This window comes from Pseudonocardia sp. NPDC049154 (assembly GCF_040648315.1).
GTDB lineage: Bacteria > Actinomycetota > Actinomycetes > Mycobacteriales > Pseudonocardiaceae > Pseudonocardia.
Genome location: NZ_JBEZDN010000023.1, coordinates 40152 through 62837 on the forward strand (window position 1 = coordinate 40152; position 22686 = coordinate 62837).

At 73.6% G+C, this 22686-nt stretch carries 23 protein-coding genes; 9 read left to right on the forward strand and 14 right to left on the reverse strand.

What is annotated here, in order from left to right; all coding sequences use genetic code 11:
* Positions 1-77 precede the first annotated feature (77 nt).
* The 3 genes from AB0B41_RS14550 to AB0B41_RS14560 form a co-directional block, all read right to left on the reverse strand.
* Positions 78-1733 (reverse strand): AMP-binding protein, encoded by a 1656-nt coding sequence (locus tag AB0B41_RS14550; RefSeq protein WP_358202967.1) that lies wholly within the window; start codon positions 1731-1733, stop codon positions 78-80.
* A gap of 8 nt (positions 1734-1741) precedes the next feature.
* Positions 1742-2710, reverse strand: coding sequence for a cyclase family protein (locus tag AB0B41_RS14555; RefSeq protein WP_358202969.1), 969 nt, complete (start codon positions 2708-2710; stop codon positions 1742-1744).
* 197 nt (positions 2711-2907) lie between these two features.
* On the reverse strand, positions 2908-3786 hold the full coding sequence (locus AB0B41_RS14560; RefSeq protein WP_358202971.1) for a TetR family transcriptional regulator: 879 nt from the start codon (positions 3784-3786) through the stop codon (positions 2908-2910).
* A gap of 87 nt (positions 3787-3873) precedes the next feature.
* Between AB0B41_RS14560 and AB0B41_RS14565 the strand changes: the two genes are divergently transcribed.
* Positions 3874-5532: an AMP-binding protein gene (locus tag AB0B41_RS14565; protein ID WP_358202973.1), complete on the forward strand. Its 1659-nt coding sequence runs from the start codon at positions 3874-3876 to the stop codon at positions 5530-5532.
* A 61-nt stretch (positions 5533-5593) separates the two neighbouring features.
* On the opposite strand, the gene AB0B41_RS14570 is transcribed toward AB0B41_RS14565, so the two are convergent.
* Together AB0B41_RS14570 and AB0B41_RS14575 are read right to left on the reverse strand one after the other, a co-directional pair.
* Positions 5594-6817, reverse strand: a complete 1224-nt coding sequence (locus tag AB0B41_RS14570) for a cytochrome P450 (RefSeq protein WP_358202976.1) — start codon at positions 6815-6817, stop codon at positions 5594-5596.
* A gap of 101 nt (positions 6818-6918) precedes the next feature.
* Positions 6919-8163: a cytochrome P450 gene (locus tag AB0B41_RS14575; protein ID WP_358202978.1), complete on the reverse strand. Its 1245-nt coding sequence runs from the start codon at positions 8161-8163 to the stop codon at positions 6919-6921.
* Positions 8164-8254: 91 nt separating this feature from the next.
* Here AB0B41_RS14575 and AB0B41_RS14580 point away from each other — a divergent pair, with 91 nt between their 5' ends.
* Entirely contained in the window at positions 8255-9184 is a 930-nt protein-coding gene (locus tag AB0B41_RS14580; protein WP_358202980.1) for a LysR family transcriptional regulator, read from the forward strand.
* Here the strand turns inward: AB0B41_RS14580 and AB0B41_RS14585 are convergent.
* A complete protein-coding gene (locus AB0B41_RS14585) occupies positions 9148-10350 on the reverse strand; it encodes a cytochrome P450 (protein ID WP_358203047.1) in 1203 nt (400 codons plus the stop codon). The two genes, AB0B41_RS14580 and AB0B41_RS14585, sit on opposite strands and share 37 nt — an antisense overlap.
* 292 nt (positions 10351-10642) lie before the next feature.
* On the opposite strand from AB0B41_RS14585, the gene AB0B41_RS14590 reads away from it, so the two are divergent.
* Positions 10643-11233, forward strand: a complete 591-nt coding sequence (locus AB0B41_RS14590) for a TetR/AcrR family transcriptional regulator (RefSeq protein ID WP_358202982.1) — start codon at positions 10643-10645, stop codon at positions 11231-11233.
* Here AB0B41_RS14590 and AB0B41_RS14595 read toward each other — a convergent pair.
* Genes AB0B41_RS14595 through AB0B41_RS14615 form a run of 5 tightly spaced genes read right to left on the reverse strand, consistent with a single transcriptional unit; the run spans position 11230 to position 15486 of the window.
* The gene (locus AB0B41_RS14595; RefSeq protein ID WP_358202984.1) at positions 11230-12027 is read right to left on the reverse strand and encodes a putative hydro-lyase; all 798 of its coding nucleotides are present in this window, start codon (positions 12025-12027) and stop codon (positions 11230-11232) included. The genes AB0B41_RS14590 and AB0B41_RS14595 overlap by 4 nt on opposite strands.
* Before the next feature lie 58 nt (positions 12028-12085).
* Positions 12086-12931, reverse strand: a complete 846-nt coding sequence (locus tag AB0B41_RS14600; protein ID WP_358202986.1) for a biotin-dependent carboxyltransferase family protein — start codon at positions 12929-12931, stop codon at positions 12086-12088.
* The gene (locus AB0B41_RS14605) at positions 12928-13542 is read right to left on the reverse strand and encodes an allophanate hydrolase subunit 1 (protein ID WP_358202989.1); all 615 of its coding nucleotides are present in this window, start codon (positions 13540-13542) and stop codon (positions 12928-12930) included. Before AB0B41_RS14605 ends, AB0B41_RS14600 begins: the two co-directional genes overlap by 4 nt.
* Positions 13539-14297: a 5-oxoprolinase subunit PxpA gene (locus tag AB0B41_RS14610; protein ID WP_358202991.1), complete on the reverse strand. Its 759-nt coding sequence runs from the start codon at positions 14295-14297 to the stop codon at positions 13539-13541. The genes AB0B41_RS14605 and AB0B41_RS14610 overlap by 4 nt, the downstream gene beginning before the upstream one ends.
* Positions 14298-14322: 25 nt before the next feature.
* A complete protein-coding gene (locus AB0B41_RS14615; RefSeq protein ID WP_358203049.1) occupies positions 14323-15486 on the reverse strand; it encodes an NRAMP family divalent metal transporter in 1164 nt (387 codons plus the stop codon).
* A 295-nt stretch (positions 15487-15781) separates the two neighbouring features.
* Between AB0B41_RS14615 and AB0B41_RS14620 the strand changes: the two genes are divergently transcribed.
* From AB0B41_RS14620 to AB0B41_RS14635, 4 genes are all read left to right on the forward strand, one after another.
* Complete coding sequence (locus AB0B41_RS14620) at positions 15782-16486, forward strand: GntR family transcriptional regulator (protein ID WP_358202993.1); 705 nt, start codon at positions 15782-15784, stop codon at positions 16484-16486.
* Between the two features lie 165 nt (positions 16487-16651).
* The gene (locus AB0B41_RS14625) at positions 16652-17425 is read left to right on the forward strand and encodes a sulfite exporter TauE/SafE family protein (RefSeq protein ID WP_358202995.1); all 774 of its coding nucleotides are present in this window, start codon (positions 16652-16654) and stop codon (positions 17423-17425) included.
* A 37-nt stretch (positions 17426-17462) separates the two neighbouring features.
* Positions 17463-17825: a VOC family protein gene (locus AB0B41_RS14630; protein WP_358202997.1), complete on the forward strand. Its 363-nt coding sequence runs from the start codon at positions 17463-17465 to the stop codon at positions 17823-17825.
* A gap of 53 nt (positions 17826-17878) precedes the next feature.
* Positions 17879-18298 carry a hypothetical protein gene (locus AB0B41_RS14635; protein ID WP_358202999.1) on the forward strand — a complete coding sequence of 140 codons (420 nt, stop codon included), beginning with the start codon at positions 17879-17881 and terminating at the stop codon, positions 18296-18298.
* Positions 18299-18301: 3 nt separating this feature from the next.
* On the opposite strand, the gene AB0B41_RS14640 is transcribed toward AB0B41_RS14635, so the two are convergent.
* Positions 18302-19162 (reverse strand): EamA family transporter, encoded by an 861-nt coding sequence (locus AB0B41_RS14640; RefSeq protein ID WP_358203001.1) that lies wholly within the window; start codon positions 19160-19162, stop codon positions 18302-18304.
* Between the two features lie 3 nt (positions 19163-19165).
* On the reverse strand, positions 19166-19678 hold the full coding sequence (locus AB0B41_RS14645; protein WP_358203004.1) for a MarR family transcriptional regulator: 513 nt from the start codon (positions 19676-19678) through the stop codon (positions 19166-19168).
* Positions 19679-19758: 80 nt separating this feature from the next.
* Here AB0B41_RS14645 and AB0B41_RS14650 point away from each other — a divergent pair, with 80 nt between their 5' ends.
* A complete protein-coding gene (locus tag AB0B41_RS14650) occupies positions 19759-20538 on the forward strand; it encodes an SDR family oxidoreductase (protein WP_358203005.1) in 780 nt (259 codons plus the stop codon).
* A 238-nt stretch (positions 20539-20776) separates the two neighbouring features.
* Positions 20777-21343 carry a hypothetical protein gene (locus tag AB0B41_RS14655; protein ID WP_358203007.1) on the forward strand — a complete coding sequence of 189 codons (567 nt, stop codon included), beginning with the start codon at positions 20777-20779 and terminating at the stop codon, positions 21341-21343.
* A 9-nt stretch (positions 21344-21352) separates the two neighbouring features.
* On the opposite strand, the gene AB0B41_RS14660 is transcribed toward AB0B41_RS14655, so the two are convergent.
* The gene (locus AB0B41_RS14660) at positions 21353-22414 is read right to left on the reverse strand and encodes a PIN domain-containing protein (RefSeq protein ID WP_358203010.1); all 1062 of its coding nucleotides are present in this window, start codon (positions 22412-22414) and stop codon (positions 21353-21355) included.
* Positions 22415-22686: the final 272 nt, after the last annotated feature.

The window sequence follows — 22686 nt, forward strand, 5'->3', positions numbered from 1 at the left end:
GGGGCCCAGGGGCCGACACGGGTGCCGGTGGGGCCGCCCGGCACCCTCCCGGGCGGGAGGGGCCGAGCGCGGCGGCGTCAGCTCCGGGTGCGCAGCTCGCGCCGCAGCACCTTGCCGCTGACCGTCTTCGGGATCTCGTCGAGGATCTCGACCTGCCGCGGGTACTTGTACGCGGCCATCCGCTCCTTGGTGAACGCGATGATCTCCTCCGGGGTGGTCGAGGCGTCGGCCTTGAGCGAGACGAAGGCCTTCACGGTCTCGCCGCGGTACTCGTCCGGGACGCCCACGACCGCCGCCTCGCGGACTGCCGGGTGCTCGTAGAGGACGTCCTCGACCTCGCGGGGCCAGATCTTGTAGCCACCGGCGTTGATCTGGTCCTTCTTCCGGTCGACGATGTAGAACCAGCCCTGCTCGTCCATGTACCCGACGTCGCCGGTGTGCAGCACACCCTCGGGCAGCGCCCTGGCCGTCTCCTCCGGCTTGTTCCAGTATCCGGCCACGACCTGCGGGCCCGCGGTGACCAGCTCGCCGACCTCGCCCGGAGGCAGGTCCTGCCCGTCCTCGCCGACGATCCGCACGACGGTGTCGTAGACGGGCACCCCGACCGACAGCGCGCCGGAAGCCGGGTCGACCGGCGCCTCGGCGTGGAACGGGACGCCGTGCGAGGGCGACGTCGTCTCGGTCAGGCCGTAGATGTTGTGGATGTAGTGGCCGAAGGCGTCCCGGAAGGCGTCGACCGTGCTGGGCGGGATGGGGGCGCCACCCGAGTAGACCTTGGTCAGCGTGGCCAGCTTCGCCTTGTCGGCGTTGGGGGCGTTCATCAACGCGATGAACACGGTGATCGAGCCGACCGTGAACGTGGCGCCTTCGGCCTCGGCGACGTCCAGCGTCAGTGCCGGGTCCAGCCGGTACATCAGCACCAACGGGGCCCCGGACAGCAGCGAGATGGCGATGTGCCCGACCAGCCCGGTGATGTGGAACAGCGGGGCGATGCCGAGGACGACGTCGTCCGGGCCGATCCCGATCCAGTCCCGGTAGGTCTGCGCGTTGAAGACGACGTTGCGGTGGGTGGTCATGGCGCCCTTGGGCGGGCCCGTGGTCCCCGAGGTGTAGGTCAGGAAGGCGACGTCGTCGGGGCCCAGCGTGACCTCCGGCGGCGTGGCGCCGCGGTGAGCCTCGAGCAGCTCGAGCAGGTCCGTGGTCCCGGGGCTCTCGATCCGCTCGACCCCGGCGAAGACGGCGGGCGCGTCGCGGGTCTGGAAGTCCAGCTCGGACGTCGTGATCACGGTCCGCACGGCGGTGCCGTCGAGCACCTTCGTGGCCACGTCCCGGTACAGCGACTGCAGGGCGACCAGGACCGTGGCCTCGGAGTCCTTCAGCAGCTCGGCAAGCTCGCGCTCCTTGTTCATCGGGTTGACGGAGACGGCGATCCCGCCCGCCTTCCAGGTCCCGACCTGGGCGATCACGAACTGCGGCACGTTCTGCGCGAAGATCGCGACCCGCTCGCCCGGTCGGAAGCCCTCGGCGGCGATCCCCGCGGCGAACGCGTCGGTCAGGGCGTCGAGCTCGGCGAAGCCGATGCGGCGGTCGAAGTAGCGGATCGCGTCCGCGTCGCCCGCCCGGGCGACGGTTGCGCGGAACATGTCGAGCGCGGAGTCGTACTCCGGGGTGAGTGAATGCGGCTGGCCCTGGTCGTAGCGGGCGAGCCAGGGCTTGTCGTCGTAGACGGACATCGAATCCCTCAGCGGATGGCGATGGGGTTGACCGGCGCGCCCGTGCCGTGCACGACCTTCAGCGGAGCGGCGGCGTACAGGAAGGACCAGCGGTTGTCGGCGGCGCAGGCGTCCGCGAGGTCGTCCAGCCAGGCGATCTCGGTGAGCGTGACGCCGAGGTTGCGCATCAGCGCGCAGTGCAGCGGCAAGGCGACACCGGAGTTCGGGTCGGCGGTGACCTCGTTGGCGATGGTGTCGGTGACCAGGTTCGGGATCTCCCGTTCCTGGAACCACTCGACGAGCTCGCGGGAGTAGGTCAGGCCGGGCTCGACGAACCCGTCGTAGAAGGTCTCCGGGTCGTTGAGCTCGTACCAGTACTTCATCCAACCGGTCCGGATGACCAGCACGTCGTGCTTCTCGATCTCGACGCCCTGGTTCTTCGCCGCGGCCTCGAGGTCGGTGTGGTCGAACGTCTCGCCCTTGTCCAGCCACTGCTTGCCACGGTGGCGGGCCATGTCGATCAGCACGCCGCGCCCGACGACCCCCTTCTCGGCGATCGGCAGCACGGACGCCTTGTCCATCGCGTCGATCGTCGTACGGGCGTCGTAGCCGTTCCAGAGCTGGCCGTCGTACCAGACGTGGCCCAGCGCGTCGTACTGCGTGGAGCCCTGCAGGAAGATGTGCGCGGTGTCGTCCGCGTAGTGCAGGCCACCGGGAAAGGCCGGGGCGTCCGCACCGTCCCACGTGGACTCGTCGAGCTCGTTCTGGCGCGACATGCCCTTGCGGCCGGGCCAGATCGGGTCCCCGGGGCTCTCGGTGCGACCCATGTGGATCTGCAGCGTGAAGACCTCGCCCGACTTCACGTGCTGCACGCCGCGCAGCACCTCACCGGCGTCGAGGTAGTTCAGGCAGCCCAGCTCGTCGTCGGGACCCCACTTGCCCCAGTTCTTCGGGGCGTCCTCGCCGAGGAGCTCGCGCATCGCAGGAACTTCGGACATCGTCGTCTCCTTCACGCACACAACACGCACATCACCGGCACTGAACAGACGCCGAGCATTCAGAACGTTCGCTCGGGCGGTGTTCAGGATGATGCTGACGACCGACGGTCCCGTCAAGGCCTGGTTTGGGTTGACCTGCGGAACGACGCAGGATCTCGCGCGGCGAGCGTCCGCGGCTGCGAGCGCGGAAGTTCAGCTCAGCTGAACTCGGGTCCCGCCTGGTCCGGGACCACGCGCATCATGTCCAGGGCCAGGTCCGCGTACCGGCGTGCGAGCCCTGCCGGCCCGGGCGCACCGGGTGACCCGTCGCCCGGGAACCAGTAGGGCAGGGCGAGACACATCGTCGTGATCGCCCGGATCGTCGTCGGCAGGTCACGCACGGCGAACCTCCCCTGCTCGACGGCACGGGAGGCGGTGCTGTCCAAGGCCTCCCGGATCTCGCCCTGAAGGCCGGTCAGCCGGCTGCGGTCGGGCTCCTCGAGGCTGCGCATCTCGGAGAGGACGATGTGGGCCAGTTCGGCCCGCTCGGTGTGGAAGAGCGCCATGGCCTCGACCATGTTCGCGAATTCCTGCACCGTGCCGGCCGCGTCGCCGGCCGCGGCCGTGATACGCCAGCGGAGGTCCTGCAGGGCGAGCTCCACCAGCGCCACCAGGAGCCGCTGCTTGCTCGGGTAGTGGTGGTACATGCCGGCGATACTGATGTCGGCGCCGGTCGCGATGACCCGCATGGTCGCGCCGTGGTAGCCGGTCTCGTTGAAGACCTCGACCGCGGAGGTGAGCACCGGGTCGAGGTCGAGTGCGGCGAAATCCCGCCAGCCCGCCGGAGGCGGGGAGGCCTCCGGCGGCGGTGGGCCCGGGAGCGGGGCGGTGTCGGGGTCGAGCAGCTGGCTCGCGGACATCCCGAGGCGGCGCGCGATCTGCTGCAGGCGGTCGACGGTGAGGCCGACCTTCCCGTTCTCGATCGCGCTCATCGTGCCGACGCTCACCCCGAGATCGGCGGCGAGCTGCCGCAGCGTCAGACCGGCATGCTGACGAGCCCGTCGGACCGCCACCCCTCCGGCCGGCTGTTCGGGCATGCTGAACATCGTAGGCGGCTCGCGCCGGTCCGTAGACTCCCCGCACGTGGGAGCGGTCACCCTCGCCCCGGTCGCCGGGAGGCGGGCATGAGTGTCGACGACGAACGGCCGTGGCTCGCGCGTTACCCCGCCGGGCGCGCCCCGTCGCTGCAGGTCGAGCACGAGTCGGCCCTCGCCCTCTTCACCTCGGCAGTGAAGGCGGCGCCTGACGCTCCCGCCCTGCACTACTTCGGCACGAGCATCAGCTGGGCCCGGCTCGACACTGCGTCCGACGCGCTCGCCGCGTTGCTGACGGCTCGCGGGTTCGCCCCCGGAGACCGGCTCGCCCTGTACCTGCAGAACGATCCCGCGTTCGTGATCGGGCTGATCGCCGCGTGGAAGGCGCGAGGCATCGCCGCCCTGGTCAGCCCGATGAGCAAGGCGCGCGAGCTCGAGTTCGCCCTGCGGGACTACGCCCCCACCGCGTTGCTCGCCCTCGAGGATCTCTACGAGGACGTGGCCCGCGGCGTGCTGGCCCAGGGCGACACGGGGGTCCACACAGTGGTCACGGCGTCCCCCCTGGACGACCAGACCCGTCCTGACGAGCGCCTGTTCGCCGGAGCCCGCCGCTGCAGGCCCGGCGACACGCTCGACCTGGGCGCCCTCGTCGCCTCGTTCGCCGGGCCGGCGCCGGTGCACGTCCCGCCGGTCCCGACGGACGTCGCCGTCCTCGCCCCGACCTCCGGGACGACCGGCGAGCCGAAGGCGGCCATGCTGACGCACCGCAACCTCGCCTTCAACGCGCAGACCTACCGGGACTGGACGGGCCTGCGCGCCGGCGAACCGGTCCTCGCCATGGCACCGGTGTTCCACGTCACCGGCCTCGTCGGCGCGATCCTGCTGGCGTTCACCCTCCGCTCCCCGGTCGTGCTGACCCACCGCTTCCACCCCGGCGTCGTGCTGGACGCCGTCCGGGAGCACCGGCCCTCCTTCGCCGTCGCACCGATCACGGCGTACATCGCACTCGCGGAGGAGCCGGGGCTCCGGACGGGGGACCTCCGGTCGTTGCGCCTGCTCTACTCCGGGGGCTCGCCGATCCTCCCCGAGGTCGCCGACCGGCTGGAGGCGGCGCTCGGCTCCTACATCCACAACGTCTACGGCCAGACCGAGTCGTCGTCACCGACGCACATGGTCCCGCCGGGCGTCCGCGCGCCCGTCGACCGCGACACAGGCGTGCTCTCCGTCGGCGTACCGGTCTTCGACACGATGGTCCGCGTCGTCGACGACGACGGCGAGCCCCTGCCGCCGGGCGAGATCGGCGAGCTGGTGACCTCCGGCCCCCAGGTGGCGCCGGGCTACTGGCGGCGGCCCGACGCGACGGCCGCCGCCTTCGCCGACGCGGGACTGAAGACCGGCGACGTGGGGTTCATGGACGCCGAAGGCTGGTTCTACGTCGTCGACCGCAGCACCGACCTGATCAACGCGGCGGGGTACAAGGTCTGGCCGCACGAGGTCGAGCAGGTGCTCGCCACCCACCCCGCCGTGCAGGAGGCGGCGGTCGTCGCCATCGCGGACGACTACCGGGGGCAGTCGACCCGGGCCTACGTCGCGCTGCGCCCGGGGGTCGGGGCGACGGAGCCGGAACTGATCGACTACTGCCGACGCCGCATGGCGGCCTACAAGTACCCGCGCGAGGTGGAGATCGTGCACGCCCTCCCGCGGTCGGCCACGGGCAAGCTCCTGCGCCGCGAGCTGCGGCAGGACTGACCGACCGCCCCGGCACCCCACCCCCTCCCGGCCGCCTGTCGCGCCGGCGGGGGCGGCGGGGTCACCCGGCGGGCGTGAACACCAGGGGCAGCGAGGTCGGTGCGCGGGTGAAGACGCCGTACTCGGGAGGCGGCGCGCCGTCGGCGAACCGGATGTCGTCCATCGCGTCGAGCAGCTGGGCGATCCCGATCTCCAGCTCCGTGCGGGCGAGCATCGCGCCCACGCAGAAGTGCCGCCCGAGCGCGAACGCCGTGTGGCCGGCACCCGCGGTGTAGGCCCGGGCCAGGTCCAGATCGGGGCGGTGCAGGTCGAACTCGTCGGGGTTCGCGTACCGCTCCGGGTCCCGGTTGGCCGCCCCGATGAGGCAGGTCACCGTGCTCCCCGCCGGGACGACGCCGCCGGAGAGCTCCACGTCCTCGGCCGGCTGCCGCATGATCATGTGCACCGGCGGGGAGAAGCGCAGCGTCTCGGCGAACGCGGCCGCGATCAGGGAGTGGTCGGCGCGGACCGCGGCGAGCTGCTCGGGGTGCGCCACCAGGTTGACCATCAGGCTGGCGATCGCCTTGTCGGTGGTCTCGCCGCCCGCGGTGAGCAGCAGGCTGCAGAAGGCCTTGATCTCGTGGTCGCTCATCCGGACGCCGTCGATCTCCGCCGTGCACAGGGTGGACAGCAGGTCGTCGTCCGGGTCCTCCCGGCGGGCGGCGATGATCGGGAGCAGGTACTCCTCGAACTCGGCCTTGGTCGCCAGGCCCTGCGCGACGACCTCCTCGTCCCCGGACAGGTTGGACAGGAAGGCCATGATCGACGTGTACCAGCGGTGGAAGTGCTCGTGGTCGCCCTTGGGCAGGCCCAGCATGTCGACGATGACGTTGATCGGGAACCGGGTCGCGTAGCGGTCGACCAGGTCGACCTCGCCCGCCGAACGGAAGGCCTCGATCAGCTCCGCCGAGTTGCGCTCGATGACCGGCACGAACTTCTCGGCCAGCTCGCGGCCCCGGAAGGCCGGCGCGACCAGGTTGCGGTGCGTCGCGTGCTCCCGGCCGTCCATCTGCAGGATCGTCCGGCCGTGCACCGGTTCGAGCTGCCACTCGTAGTTCCGGCTGGTGAAGACCGGGTCCTTGAAGGCCCGGACGACGTCGGCGTGGCGGCTGATCACGTAGGACGAGGTCGCCTCGTGCCAGATCAGCGGGTGGTGCTCGCGCATCACGGCGTAGGCGGAGTAGGGGTCGCGCGCGAACTCCGGCGAGAGGATGTCGGGCGCGGCGGGCGTGGTGGGTGCGGACACGAGGGCCTCCGGCACATCAGGCGTCGTTGTCTAACGTCCGTTTGGTTGTCCGACCGTAACACCCGCCCGTGACACCCACCACACCTCGATCCGGTGGTGGCTCATCCACCCCCGCGGCGCACGAGCAGGCAGCGCGGGCCGCGGAAGCTGACGTTCGGGGAGAACCGCAGCTCCTGGTCCGGGACGAGCTCGAGGTCCGGCGCCGCCGCCAGGAGCAGCTCGAGCAGGATCCGGAACTCCGAGCGGGCCAGCGGGGCGCCGAGGCAGAAGTGCACGCCCTTGCCGAAGGCCAGGTGCGGACGGGGCTCACGCCGCAGGTCGAAGACGTCCGGGTCGGGGTGGGCCCGCGGGTCGCGCCCGGCCGCGCCGAGCAGGAGCAGCAGGCGGGCGTTCGCCGGCAACGGCACCCCGCCCACGTCGACCGGGCGGGTTGTGCGGCGCCGCCAGGCGATCACGCTGGTGTCGTACCGGAGCACCTCCTCGACCGCGGCCGGGACCAGCGCCGGATCGGCGCACAGCGCCTCCCACCGGCTGCGGTCCTCCAGCAGCCGGCGCAGGCCGTTGGTCGTGAGGTTGGTCGTGGTCTCGTGGCCGGCGAAGCTCAGCCCGTAGACGACGTTGACGATCTCGTCGACCGTCAGGTCCTCCGGGTCGGCGAGGTGCGCGCGGAGGAGGTCGCTGGTGTAGTCGTCGGCCGGATCGGCGAGCCGCGCGTGCACGAACTCCTCGCAGTACCGCCAGTACCGCACCATGTTCCGGGCGATCCCGGTCTGCTCCTCGGCGGTCGGCCGGCCCCAGCTGAAGGCCGTGCGGTTGCCGCACCACCCGCGCAACATCTCCGTGTCCTCCGGCGGGAAGCCGATCAGCGTGAAGATCATCGAGGCGGGCAGCGGGAAGGTCAGGGACTCGACGACGTCGGGTTCCGGTTCGCGCAGCATCGCGGCGATCAGCTCCGCGGCCTTCGCCCGGATCGCCGGCTCCACCACCGCGATCCGCCGCGCGGAGAACGCGCGCGCGGTGTGCCGGCGGATCCGGGTGTGCTTCGGCGGATCGCAGTTCGACATCGTCGGGGCCGCGCGGAAGCCCGCCAGGACCGCCCGGGCCTCGGGAGCGGGCGGGAAGATCGGATCCTGCGCGATCGACGCCGAGAAGGTCACGGGGTCCCGGAAGACGGCGTCGATGTCGGCGTGCCGGGTGACGGCCCACATGTCGAGGACCGGCAGGTAGGTGACCGGCTCGTGCTCGCGCAGCTCCGCGAGCAGCGGATACGGGTCGGCGAGGTAGGCCGGGTCGAACGGGTCCACGTCCGCGCGGACCGGGCAGCCACGGGTGTCGGGTGGGGTCATGGTCCACCTCCGTCGTCGGGTGCGCCCAGGATGGGCGCGGCCGCGTGATCCGTAAAGCACATAGGTTTGACCCACTGGATAAGTTCTGCTGATGACCCGCGTCGACCTGCGGCAGCTGGCCTACTTCGTCGCGGCCGCGGAGGTCGGGACGATGTCCGGCGCCGCGCAGCGGCTGCACGTGTCGCAGTCCGCGGTCTCGATGGCCGTCGCCGACCTGGAGCGCGGCCTGGGCGTCCAGCTGCTGCTCCGGCACCGGGCCCGCGGGCTCACCCTGACCGCCGCCGGGCGCGAGCTCCTGCCGGAGGCCCGGTCCCTCCTCGCGCGGGCGGAGGATCTCGTGGCCGGGGCCCGCGACCTCGGCGGGGCCCTGTCCGGGCGGCTGGTCGTCGGGTGCTTCCGGACCCTCGGCCCGTTCGTGCTGCCGCCCCTGCTCCAGGCGTTCGGAGCGGCCCACCCGGCGGTCCGGCTGGACTTCGTGGAGGACTCGCTGGAGGGCCTGCAGCGCGCGCTGCTGGCCGGGGACTGCGAGGCCGCGCTGCTCTACGACCTGGGGATCCGGCCCGGTATCGAGACCCGCGTGGTCGAGCGGACCTGGCCCTACGTGCTGGTGGCACCCGACCACCCGCTGGCCGCCGCGCCGGACGTGCCCCTCGCCGCCCTCGCGGACCAGGACATGATCATGCTCGACGTCCCGCCGAGCGAGGAGTACTTCGGCGGCCTGCTCCGCGACCACGGGGTCGAGCCGCGCATCCGGCACCGGACGCGCAGTGTCGAGACCGTGCGCGCACTCGTCGCCCGGGGCCTCGGGTTCGGCATGCTCATCCAGCAGCCCGTGGTCCGCTCCAGTGCCGAAGGGCTACCGCTGCGCCACCTGGCGGTCCGTGACCCCCTGCCGCCGATGCCGGTCGTGGTGGCGACGCCGGCGGCCGGACGCCTCACCCGCCGGGCGGCGGCGTTCGTCGAGTTCTGCGAGAGCTGGCGCGCTCAGCGCGCGAGCACGGGCAGCGTCTCCACCCCGTAGACGATCGAGGCGTCCCGGAACTCCAGCTCGTCCACCGGCACCGCGAGGCGGAGGTCGGGGAACCGGCGCAACAGGGCCGGGTAGGCGGCGCGCAGCTCCATCCGGGCCAGCTCGGCGCCGATGCAGCGGTGGATGCCGTGGCCGAAGGCGTAGTGCGAGCCCGGCACGCGGTGCGGGTCGAAGGTCTCCAGCCCCTCGCCGTCCCGGTCGGCGGAGAGCAGCGAGCAGATCACCGCGTCGCCCTCCTGCACCGCGACCCCGCCGATCTCGACGTCCCGGGTGGCGAACCGCGGGAACGCGACCTGCACGACGGTGAGGTGGCGGAGGAGCTCCTCGACGATCGGGCCGGCCGCGGCGTCGTCCTCGCGGATCATCCGGGCCGCCTCCCGGTCCTCGAGCAGCGCGAGCGTGCCGAGGGCGAGCATGCTGGCCGTGGTCTCGAACCCGCCGGTCAGGACGCCGTCGGCGAGACCGGCGAGCTCCTCGTCGTCCACCCGGTCGCCGTGCTCCCGGATGATCATGCCGAGCAGGCCGTCCGTGGGGGCGTCGCGCTGCTTCTTGACCTGCTCGCGCAGGAAGACCAGCGAGTCGGAGATCGCGCCGAGCGAGGCGCTGGCCCCGCCGAGCAGGTCGAACCGCGCGGTCGCGACCTCCTGGAAAGCCTCGCGCTCGGCGTACGGCACCCCGAGCAGCTCGCAGATCACGAGCGACGGGATCGGCAGCGCGAACTCCTCGACGAGGTCGATGGGGCCCTCGGCCGCGTCCATCCGGTCGAGGCAGTCCCCCACGATCTCCTCGATCCGCGGGGTGAGCCGGGCGAGCCGGCGCATCGTGAACTCGGGGGTGAGGAGCTTGCGCAGCCGGGTGTGCACCGGCGGGTCGGAGAAGCCGAGCCCCCCGGGGTGCTCGCTCTCCGCCATCCCGACCTGCACGGCGAGGTGGTTGAAGTCGCTCGAGTAGGTGTCGACGGAGCCGAGGACGGAACGGACCTCGTCACGCCCGGTGACCAGCCAGACACTGATCTTCACCGGCAGGTCGAGCCGGCTGACGGGCGCGGCCTCCCGGCTCTCGGCCAGGGCCGCGATCGGGTCGAGCCCGTCGCGGCGCAGCGGCATCAGCGCGGAGTCGGGCAGCAGCGACCCCAGGTCGAGTCCCTTCCGGTTCATGCGGGCCAGCTGACGGCGGACGAACCAGGACGCGAGGCGTGCTCGGAGCGTGGGCAGCACGCGGCCGACCCTAGCGGGGGCTCGTGAACATCCGATGCAAGCACCGCTACGACGCTGAGACACCCCTGAGACGGCGTTCGGGGGAGCGCGGCCCCGGTCACGGGACCGGGGCCGCGCCCTGACCGCACGTCGCGTCGCCCGTGCCGACCCCCCGTCGGTCACCCACCGGCACGGAGCGTTGCTAGTACGGCCGTACCAGAACCTACCCGCCGCGCCGTGGTAGACAAAGCCCGTGCCGCGCCTCGCCGACCACGACGCCCGGCGCGCCGAGATCGTCGAGGCGCTCTGGCGGGTGCTCCGCCGCGAGGGGATCGCCGGGGCGTCCGTCCGCGGCGTCGCCGCCGAGGCGGGCCTGTCCCCCACGGCCCTGCGCTACTACTTCCCCACGCAGGACGCCCTGCTGCAGACGGCGATGGTGGAGACCGTCACCAGTGGCGCCGCCCGGGTGGTACCGCTGCTGGTGGAGGCGGTGGACCGCAAGGGCGTCGAGCGGATGCTGCTCGAGCTGCTGCCGGTCGAGGAGCGGCAGCGCGCCGACCCCGAGACCTACCTCGCCCTCGCGGCGCACGCCCGGTCGTCGCCGGCGTTGGCGGCGATCAGCGAGGAGACCGGCGCCGGGATCCGCCGGCTGGCCCGCCGGGCCGTCGGCGTCCTGGAGACCAGCGGGGAGCTGCGGCCGGAGCTGGACCCCGAGGCCACCGCCTTCTGCCTCGACGCCCTGCTCCAGGGCCTGATCTTCCAGGGCTGCGCGCGGCCGCGGCTCACCTCGCCGGAGGCGATCCGGCGCACGCTGACCGCCTACCTCGACCAGATCTGCGGCTAGCTCGCGCCCACCAGCGGCTCGGGGCCGACGAGGTGGTCCCCGTCCCGGGCGTCGGTGATCAGCATGTGGCCGGGCGCGTGCGCGATCGCGAGCGAGGGCCGGGACTCGACGACGGCGGCCTGCGGCGTGACCCCGCATCCCCAGAACACCGGCACCTCGCCCTCCCGGACGGTCACGGCGTCGCCGTAGTCCGGCGCGGCGAGGTCGGCGATGCCCAGCTCACCCGGGTCGCCGACGTGCACGGGCGCGCCGTGCACGGAGGGGTAGCGGGCCGTCACCGCGATCGCCGTGTTCACCAGGTGCTCCGGGACCGGCCGCATCGAGACGACCATCGGGCCGCCGAGCGCCCCGGCGCCGCGGCACCGCCGGCTCGTCCGGTACATGGGAACGTTGCGGCCCTCCTCGACGTGCCGCACCGGAACGCCCGCGGCCAGCAGCGCCCGCTCGAACGTGAAGCTGCAGCCGACGAGGAAGGCGACGAGGTCGTCGCGCCAGAACTCGCGGGCGTCGGGCGTCTCGGCGACCTGCACGCCGTCGCGGTAGACCCGGTAGAGCGGGATGTCGGTGCGGATGTCGCCGTCGAGGATCGGGCCACCGAACTCGCCGGGCTCCAGGACGTCGAGCACCGGGCAGGGCTGCGGGTTGCGCTGCGCGAACAGCAGGAAGTCCCAGGCCAGCTCGCGGGGCAGGGCGATGAGGTTGGCCTGGGTGAAGCCGGCGCACCACCCGGCCGTCGGGGTGACGAGTCCGGCGCGGAAGCGCTCGCGGGCCTCGACGGGGGTCAGGTTCTGCACGTGTTCTCCCTGGTCAGGGCCTGTGAGTGGCAATAGTCGCTCTGGCGACTATCGCCACTCACAGGGTGATGCGGACGGGTTGGCCGGGGCGGACCTGGGCGGCGCGGTCGACGTCGGCGTCGCGCAGGACCGCGATCACGGGATAGCCGCCGGTCACGGGATGGTCGGCGAGGAAGACGACGGGTTCGCCGCCCGGGGGCAGCTGGATCGCGCCGCGGGTGAGGCCCTCGCTGGGCAGCGAGCCGGCGCCCTCGGCGACCTCCAGCGTCGCGCCCTCGAGCCGCATCCCGACGCGGTCGGTGCGGCCGGAGGCCACCCACCGGGCGGTGGCCAGCGCCCGCGGGTCGACGGCGTGCTCGGCGTGCGGCCCGGAGATCGCGTGCAGGGTGACGAGCCCCGTGGGCGGCGTCGCGACGGGCGCGAAGTCGATCACCGGAAAGTCCTCCGGCTCCGGGCCGACCGGCAGCTCGGCCCCCTTCTCCAGCGGCTCGGGACCAATCCCGGAGAGGACGTCCGTGCTGCGCGAGCCGAGCACGGGCGACACCGCGATCCCGCCGCGCACGCACAGGTAGGTGCGCAGGCCGGCGGGCGGCGGGCCGAGCCGCAGCTCCTGCCCGCGCCGGAGCCGGACGTGCGCGTGGTGGCCGACCGGGCGGCCGTCGACGGTCGCCGGGGCGGGGGCCCCGGTCAGTGCTACCAGCAGGTCCTTCCCGGCCCGGGCGGCGAACCCGCCGAGGAGGATCTCGACGCCGGCGGCGCTCTCGTCGTTGGCCAGCAGCCGGTTGCCGAGCCGCAGCGCGGCCCGGTCGGCGGCCCCGGAGCGCCCGACGCCGATCGCCGCCAGCCCGGGCCGCCCCAGGTCCTGGACCAGGGCCTGCGGGCCGGTGTCGAGGACCTCGATCACGACGCCTCCACGAACCGGACCTCGGCGCCCGGCTGCAGCAGCGCGGGCGGGTCGCGGTCGAGGTCCCAGAGCTGCGCGTCCGTGCGGCCGATCAGCTGCCACCCACCGGGCGACGACCGCGGGTAGACCCCGCTGAACTCCCCGGCCAGCCCCACGGACCCGGCCGGGACCTTCGTGCGGGCCTCCTCGCGGCGCGACACCTGCAGCCGCGGGTCGCCGCCGGACAGGTAGGCGAAGCCGGGCGCGAATCCGCCGAAGGCCACCCGCCACGGCGTGCCGGTGTGCGCGGCGACGATCTCCGCGCGGTCCAGCCCGGTCAACCGGGCGACGTCGTCGAGGTCCGGGCCGTCGTAGATCACCGGAATCTCGACGGTGCCGGCCGGTGCGCCCGCCTCGGCCGGCCGGACCTCGAGCGCGTCGACGTCCGCACGCAGGCGGCCGAGGTCGGCGCCGGGTTCGGCGACGAGCAGCACGGTCCGGGCTGCCGGGACGACGTCGAGCACCCCACGCAGCTCCGCCTCCCGGCAGGCGTCGGCGAGCGCCACGACCTGCGCGATCTCCCCGTCGGCTTCGAGGAGCAGCGCGGCGTCGCCGTAGGGCAGGACCCTCACACGAACCCCTTCAGCTCCACGCCGGCCTTCTCCAGCCCCGCACGCACGGCGGTGGCCATGCCGACCGCACCCGGCGAGTCTCCGTGCACGCAGGCGGACTCGGCGGACACCCGCACGTCCGAGCCGTCGACGGCCCGGACCACGCCCTCGTCGAGCATCCGCAGCAGGCGCGCGGTGACCTCGTCGGGATCGTGCAGGACGGCGCCCTCCTCGCGCCGCGAGACGAGCGCGCCCTCCGGCGTGTAGCCGCGGTCGACGAAGAACTCGGGCACCCCGCGCAGGCCCGCCTCCTCGGCCGCGCGCAGCAGCTCCGAACCGGGCAGACCGAGGACGGGCAGCGCCGCGTCGTACTCGGCGACCGCGGTGACCACGGCCTTCGCCTGCTCCCGGTGGTGCACGGTCGCGTTGTAGAGGGCCCCGTGCGGCTTCACGTACCGGACGGTCGTGCCGGCCACCCGGCACATCGCCTCCAGCCCGCCGATCTGGTAGAGCACGTCGGCGGTCAGGTCCGCGGGCGGCACGTCGATGAACCGGCGGCCGAAGCCCGCGAGGTCGCGGTAGGCGACCTGCGCACCCACGACCACCCCGTTCGCCGCGGCGCCCGCCACGGTCCGGCGCAGCGTCGACGGGTCCCCGGCATGGAAGCCGCACGCGACGTTCGCGCTGGTCACCAGGCCGAGCATGGCCTCGTCGTCGCCGAGCTCCCAGCGGCCGAAGGACTCGCCGAGGTCGGAGTTGAGGTCGAAGGCGGTCACGTCGGCACCTCCGCGTGCAGAAGGGTCACGAGAACAGGCTGCCCACCGCGGCCAGCGAGGACCAGCCGAGGTAGAGCGCGATCAGCCAGGCGAGGACGCCGACGGCCAGCAGCCAGCGCGGGTAGCGGTAGCCGCCGAGCAGGTCGCGGCGCCGCCACGCCACCCACAGGACCACGGTGAACCCGAGGGGCAGGATCAGGCCGTTGAAGGCGCCCGCGAACACCAGCAGCGTGACGGGCGCGGTGCCGATCAGCAGGTAGGCCACGGCGCTCAGCCCGATGAAGGCGATGGTCAGCAGGTTCCGCGTGCGCGGCGAGGTCCGGTCGGTGGTGAGGAAGGAGACGGACGTGTAGGCCGCGCCGATCACCGAGGTGATGGCGGCCGCCCAGAGGATCACGCCGAAGAGCCGCAGGCCGACCTCCCCGGCCGCGGCCTGGAACGCGCTCGCCGCCGGGTTGTCCTTCGCCAGCGCGACACCGCCCGCGACCACGCCGAGCACCGCGAGGAACAGCACCACCCGCATGACGCCGGTGACCATGATCCCGAGCACCGAGCTGCGGGTGATCGGCCCGACGTTCTCGGGACCGGTCACGCCGGACTCCAGCATGCGGTGCGCGCCGGCATAGGTGATGTAGCCGCCGACGGTGCCGCCGATGAGCGTCGTGATCGACAGGAAGTCGACGGTGTCCGGCAGCACGAAGCTGCGCAGCGCCTCGCCGATCGGGGGCTGCGAGACGATCGCGACGTACGCCGTCATGCCGATCATCAGGACGCCCAGCAGCACCACGATCCGGTCCAGCGCGACCCCGGCCCGCTTGCTCAGGAAGATCGCGATCGCGATCACCGCCGAGATCGCGCCGCCGATCTTCGCGTCGAGCCCCAGCATCGCGTTCAGCCCGAGGCCGGTGCCGCCGACGTTGCCGATGTTGAAGACGAACCCGCCGATCAGCACCAGCGCGGCGAGCACCCAGCCGACGCCCGGCGCCACCCGGTTGCCCAGGTCCTGGGCCCGGCGGCCGGAGACGCCGACGACCCGCCACACGTTCAGCTGTACGGCGACGTCGATCAGGATCGACACCAGGATCGCGAACGCGAAGGCCGCGCCGAGCTGGACGGTGAAGGTCGTGGTCTGGGTGATGAAGCCGGGGCCGATGGCGCTGGTCGCCATCAGGAACATCGCGCCGAGCAGCGCGCCGCGGCCGCCCTTCGCGACGGCGGTGGCCGGACGCGTGGCCGGTGCGGGGCCCCTTCCCTCGCCCGGACTGCCGGTGGCGCCGCCGCTCGGGCCCACCGGGCCGACGTCCCGCGCCCGCACCGCCGGGTCGCCGTCCTGTGCCTTGCCGCCGTTCGCGCTCACGTGCCCTCCCGCCGGACCATGACCGGGACCACACCCGGTCGTTCGGATGGTGAGCGTAGGAATTGCTCAACAATTCAGCAAGAGGAAGCCCGGATACGGAAACACGATGGTCACGTAGGCTCTGCCCGTGACGATCGCGGACCCGGCCGGCGCCGCTCTCGCCTCGCTCACCGGGGCGCGGGCCCTCGTCGCCCGCACGTCCACGGCCGAACGGGTGGCCGACGCAGTGCGGAACGAGGTGGTCGAGGGCCGCTTGCGCCCCGGTGGACGGCTACCCGAGCAGGCGCTGTCCCATGCGCTCGGGGTCTCCCGGAACACGGTGCGTGAGGCCCTGTCACAGCTGGTCGCGGAGCGGGTGCTGGTCCGCGAGCCGAACCGCGGGGTGTTCGTCGCCGTGCCCGACGCCGAGGCGGTCCGGGACGTCTACCGCGCCCGGCTGCTCATCGAGCCGGCCGCCGTCCGGGAGGGCGAGCGCGCGGGCGACCCGAAGGCCGTCGGACGGCTGCGCGCGGCCGTGCGGGAGGGTCGCGAGGCCGCCGCGCGGGACGACTGGCCCGGAGTCGCCGGCGCCAACCAGCACTTCCACCGCGCGCTCGTCGGGCTGGCCGGCAGCGCGCGGCTCGACCAGCAGATGGGGCTGCTGCTCGCCGAGATGCGGCTGGTCTTCCACCGGATGACCTCGGTGCGGGAGTTCCACGAGCCCTACCTCGACGGCAACGACGCCATCACTGGGCTCGTCGAGTCCGGCGAGCGCGAGCGGGCGGCGGTCGAGGTCGCGACCTACCTGCGCATCGCCGAGGCGCAGATCCTGGCGGCGTTCGCGGACCTGTGACGGCTCACATTCCATGGAGCGCCCCACCCCGCCTGCCGCAGGATGGGGTCCCACGGAAGGGGACCGGATGACGCACGTGCTCCCGACGGGCCGGATGAAGCCCTCGCTGCCGGAGACCCTGTCCACGAGGGACGAGGCCGACGGCACGCCGGTCACCCCCGTCCGGTGAGCGCCTGGCAGCTCGCCTTCCTGTTCGTGGCCGGGATCGGCGGCGGCCTCACCGGCTCCGTCGCCGGGCTCGCCTCGCTGGTCTCGTACCCCGCGCTGCTCGCCGTCGGGCTGCCGCCGGTGACCGCCAACGTCACCAACACCGTCGCGATGCTCGGGACGACGGTGGGCTCGGTCGCCGGGTCCCGCCCCGAGCTCGTCGGGCAGGGCCGGACGCTGCTGCGGCTCTGCCTGCTCACCGGCGTCGGCGGGGCCGCCGGCGGGGCGTTGCTGCTGGTCACGCCGTCGGACACGTTCGAGGTGATCGTGCCGTGGCTGATCGCGCTGGCCTCGGTGCTGCTCGTGGCGGCGCCGCGGCTGCGGCGGTGGGCCGAGCGCCGCGCCGAGTCGTCGGGCACGAGCCGGGGGGCCACCCCGCTCGGCCCGCTCACCCTCGTCGCCGCGTTCGGGGTCGCGCTCTACGGCGGCTACTTCGGTGCCGCGGCGGGCGTGATGATGCTGGCCCTGCTGTCGGTGGCGTGGTCGCAGAGCCTCGCCCGCTCCAACGCCGCCAAGAACCTCGCGACCGGCGCGGCGAACCTGGTCGCGGCGGTGGTGTTCGCGATCGTCGCGCCCGTGGACTGGGCGGCGGTCGGGGTGCTGGCGGCCGGGCTGCTCCTCGGGGCCCGGATCGGGCCGGCGATCGTCCGACGGGTGCCGGCCACCCCGCTGCGGATCGCCATCGGGCTCGCCGGGCTCGGCCTGGCCGTGAGCCTGTGGATCCAGGCGTGAGCGATGACTTCGGCCGGGCGGACCGGTCCTCCCTGGCATGACGACGATCCAGCCGATCCTCGTGACGGCCGACCTGCCCGGGATGCTCGCCTTCTACCGCGGCCTGCTCGACGCCGAGGAGATCCTGCGCCAGCCCCCCGAGGGCGAGCCGTTCTACGTCGGGTTGCGGGCGGGTGCGGCCGAGTTCGGCCTGGTGAACGACGAGAAGGCGCCTGTGGGGCCGGGCCGCGTCCTGCTCAGCATCGACGTCGACGACGTGCGGGCGCGCCTGGAGCGCGTCGAGCCGCTCGGCGGCACGGTCCTCGGTCCGCCCAACGACATGCCCTGGGGCCAGCGGGTGGCGCACATCCAGGACCCCGACGGCAACGCGGTCAACCTGACCCAGCCGGTACCGGCCTAACGGTTGCCGAGATCGGGTCGAGCCTCCCCGCACACCGACGCGAGGAGGCCGCCGTGCGACGCCTGACCCTGCTGTTGACGTTCGAGCCCCAGGCCACACCCCCGGAGGGCGAGCCGCCCGCCTTCGCGGTCAAGTCCGGCAGCGGCCGGGTGACGGTGCTCGACGGCGACCCCGGCGACGCGCCGGACCTCGCGAGCTACGAGAGCCGCGTGCAGGTCACCGGGCAGACGACGTTCGACGAGACCGGAACCCTCACCCTCGGCGCCGGCACGCTGGACCTCACGACCATCGGGCAGGGTTCGATGGAGCCCTCGGCCGAGGGGGAGCCGGTCATGCAGGGCGCGGTCGCCTGGCGGGTCGCGGGCAGCGGCCGCTACGCCGGCGCCACCGGCACCGTCGTGTCCAGCTTCATCGCCGACCTGTCCACCGGCGCCGCCGTCGAACGGCAGATCGTGCGGCTCTTCCTGCCCTGAGGATCAGGAGAGCGCGATCAGCACGGCGGCGGCGAGCGCCACGACCAGGCCGAGCACCTGGCCACGGGACAGGCGCTCGCCGAGCACGGCGACACCGACCACCGCCGGGACGAGCGGGTAGAGCGACGACAGCACCACCGCCACGGTCACGAACTCGCTCTGCGCGGCGACCAGGTAGGCGCCCAGCGCCACGGCGGCGAGCACGCCGGCGCCGCCCGCCGCGGCCGCCTCCGGGGCCCCGGCCCGTCGCTCGCCCTGCGCGGTCGCGGCGCGCATCAGCGTGCAGGCCAGGACCCCGACCGCGACGAGCGCGGCGACCCGGCCGGCGAGGACGGGCCACAGCCCGGACGCCGGACCGGCCCGGGCCAGCGCGAGGTACTGGATCGCGATCCCGCCGCCGGAGACGAGCCCGTCCGCCGCCGCGCCGGGCGTCGCCCCGTTGCCCGCCGGGCCGCCCGGCGCGCGGGAGACCAGCCACAGCGCGGGCAGGGCCAGGCCGACCCCCACCCAGGTCGGCCAGGCGGGCCGTTCGCCGAGCACCGTGGCCCCGACCAGGACGGGGAGGGCGACCCCGCCGACCGCGCTCACCGGGACCACGACCGACATCGCGCCCCGGCCCATGCCGCGGAAGAGGAACGCCATCGCGAGCCCGGTCCCGAGGCCGGACAGCCCGCCCCACAGCACGTCGGGCACCGCCGGCGGCGCGGGCGTCAGGAGCGGTGCGGCGACCGCCACGGCGAGCAGCCCGCCGAGCTGGCCCAGGAAGGCCACGTGCACGGCCCGCATCCGGCGCGCGACGACGCCCCCGATGACGTCGGACAGCCCGTAGCTCAGTGCGGAGGCCAGCGCGAGTGCGGCGCCCACCGGTCACCGCTCCCGCTCGGCCTGCCCGACGGGGCAGATCGCGCCGTCCGTGCAGCAGGCCCGGTCGCAGAGCCGGCAGAGCATCTCCGCGCTGCCGACCTCGGCGTAGAGCTGCGCGAGGAGGCTCTCGAGGAGGCGGGTCAGGACCCGGCGGTCGTCCTCGTCGAGCCCGGCCAGGACCTGCTCCGTGCCCGCCGCCCGGGTGGTGAGGACCTCCCGGACCGTCCGCTCCCCGGCCGGGGTGAGCGCGACCGGCACCGTCCGGCCCTCGCCGGGGCCGCGGAGGGCGAGGCCCGCCGCCTCCAGGGACATCACCATCCGCGCGGTCGCCGGCTGGGACAGCCCCACCCGCCGGCCGAGCTCGGTCACGCTCACCCCGGGCGCGTGGGCGAGGACGACCAGCGCGGCGGCCCCGCTCACGCTCACCCCGGCCGCCTCCCGCACCCGGGCCAGCATCAGGTCGGACAGGGCCAGCGCGGCGGCACCGAGCAGGTTGCCGAGCCGTGACTCATGCATGAGTTATGCATACCCGGACTGTCTCGGTCTACTCCTGAGCGAGCGTTCAGTTCCGGCCGGTTTCCTGGTAGTCCTGATCCATGGCCCGTCTCACGAAGCTCAGCCGGTCGGTCGCCGACCGGGTCGTCCTCGTCACCGGCGCCGCGAGCGGGATGGGACGCGCGACCGCCCACCTGCTCGCCGACGAGGGCGCGAAGGTCGGGATCGTCGACCGCGACGCCGACGGCCTCAAGGCCGTGGCCGACGAGATCCGTGGCGTCGGGGCGACGGTGCACCCCGTCGTCGCCGACGTGTCGGACCCCGCTGCGCCGGCGGCCGCCGTCGCCGAGGTCCGCCAGGAACTCGGCCCGCTCGACGGGCTGGTCAACAACGCCGGCGTCAGCATCCACCTGCCGTTCGAGGACGACGGGTTCGCCGAGGCCTGGGCCACCACCCTCGCCGTGAACCTCACCGCGCAGACCCTGTTCGCCCGCGCCGCGCTGCCCGACCTGGTCCGCAACGGCGACGGCCGGATCGTCAACATCGCCTCCACCGAGGGCCTGGGTGCGACGGCCCAGATCGCCCCGTACACCAGCTCGAAGCACGGCGTGATCGGCCTGACCCGCTCGCTGGCCGTCGAGTACGGCAAGACCGGCGTGACCGTGAACTGCGTGTGCCCCGGCCCGATCCGCACCGGCATGACCGCCCGGATCCCGGACTCCGACAAGGAGGTCTTCGCCCGCCGCCGGACCGCGCTGCGGCGCTACGGGGACCCGGAGGAGGTCGCGCACGCCACCGTGTCGCTGCTGATGCCCGCCTCGTCGTTCATCACGGGGGCGACGATCGTCGTCGACGGAGGCCTCACGATCCGGAACGCCTGACCCGGGCGCCTCGGACCCCCGGACGGGGTACTCGCGCAGCCGCTCGCCCGCTCGTCGACGAACCTGAGAACGGGGCACCGCACGTCCGGCCGAGCCGGCTGCTCCCCCCGGAGCAACCGGTGGCCATTCACCTCGCCGTGAACACGAATCGGCGGTGCGGACGCAACCTCCCCTTCAGGTCGCGCGTCCTCCCGTCGTGCCGGGCCTACCGTCTCCGCCGACACGAGAGGAGACGCCGATGGGCCGCACGCACCTCATCCTGGCCGGTCTCGCCGCCGGGGTCCTCAGCCTGAGCGCCTGCGGTTCCGGGGCGCAGGACGACCAGGTCACCCCGCAGGCACAGACCCAGATGCAGGGTCACGACATGTCGTCCATGCAGGGCCACGACATGGCCAACATGAATGGCGACATGGCCGGCATGCACCACGGCGACGGCGGGGTCGAGCTGTGGGCCGTGCAGAGCGGACCGCTCGGCACGGTCGTCACCGACGCGGCGGGGCACGTGATGCACCGCTACGACAACGACTCCGCCTCGCCGTCGACGACGACCTGCACCGAGGACTGCGCCGCGGAGTGGCCGCCGGTGCTGCTCGACAACGGCCAGCAGCCCGAGCTGATGGGCGTCGACGCGAGCAAGGTCGGCACGGTCACGCGCGAGGACGGCACCAAGCAGGTCACCCTCGCCGGCTGGCCGCTCTACCGCTACGCCGGCGACGACGGCAGCCTCACCTCCACCGCCGGCCAGGGCACCGGCGGGACGTGGTTCGCCGTGGCGCCCGACGGCTCGAAGGCCGCCACCCCCTGACGGGCGTCCTCAGCGGGGAACCGAGAGGACGTAGTCGCCCAGGTCGTCGTCGCGCTCCATCTCGACGAGACCGCGGGCGCGGGCCGCGCGGACGAAGGTCAGGAAGCCGTTGAAGCCGTAGCGCTTCTCGCTGAAGTCCGGGCGGCGCTTGCGGAGCTGGTTCTTCAGCCCGGAGAGCTGCGGGCGCCCCAGCCCACGGACGACCTCCACGAGCAGGCCGAACGCGTCGTCGTCCGGGCCGGGCTCCGGGAAGGTCACCGACGGGTCGCCCTGGGCCGATCCCTCGCCGAGCTCGACCACCCGCTCCCCCTGGAGGTGGCGGAGCAGCTCGCCGAAGCCGCGGTAGCCCCAGTCCGCCTCGTCGAACGTGGGGTCCTTGCGCAGGATCGCCCGCTTGAGGCGCGAGGCGAGGACCGGTCCGTCGGCGTGCCGCTGCAGGCCGGCGAGGGTGCTGGCCACGAGCTTGCCGACGTCCTCACGGTCCTCGTCCTCGACGGACGCGGCCTCCTCCGGCTCCGGCTCGGGGGCCGGCACCGGATCCGGCTCGACGACGACGACGCGGCTCCTGGATCGCCGCGGCGTCGGTCGGGGCTCGACGCCGGGCAGCCGGTCGTAGAACAGGAACTCGTCGCAGGCCGGCGGCAGCAGCCGCGACGTCGACGACTCCACCCCGATCCCGATCACGCGCTTGTCCATCTCGCGGAGCTTGTGGACGAGCGGGGTGAAGTCCGAGTCGCCGGTGCCGATCGCGAACGTGGTGATGAACCCCCGTTCGTAGGCCAGCTCGATCGCGTCGACGGCGAGCTTGATGTCCGCGGCGTTCTTGCGGGGCACCCCGAGCCGCTGCGGGATCTCGATCAGCTCCACCTGCTGCCGCGCGAGCAGCCTGCGGTCCTCGTCGAACGCCGACCAGTCCGCGTACGCCCGCCGGGCCACCACCCGGCCGCGCTCGGCCAGCGCGTCCGCCACCGGGCCCAGGTCGAAGGGCGCCACACCCAGCCCGTCGCGGGCGCCGATCGCGAGGTTCTCGTAGTCGAGGAACAGCGCGATGCGCTCGTCGTCGTTCTCCACCGGGCGGAGCCTAGCGAGGGGAGCGCGGCGGGGCGTCCCGACGGAACGGGGCGGGGTGCAGCGGCGTCGTTCGTGGGGAGCGGCGAGGGTGGTGCGACGAGTGGCGGCAGTCGCGGCGCGGCAGACCCGGCACATGGCGGACCCGGCACGTAGCGGACGTGGCGGCGGCGCACATCCGTCTAGCGATCAGCCCGGCGATGTCCGCCACGGCCACGAGCAGCTGCAGCGCCGGCACCGCGACCCGGGCAAGCACGTCGCCCAGCCGGACGGTT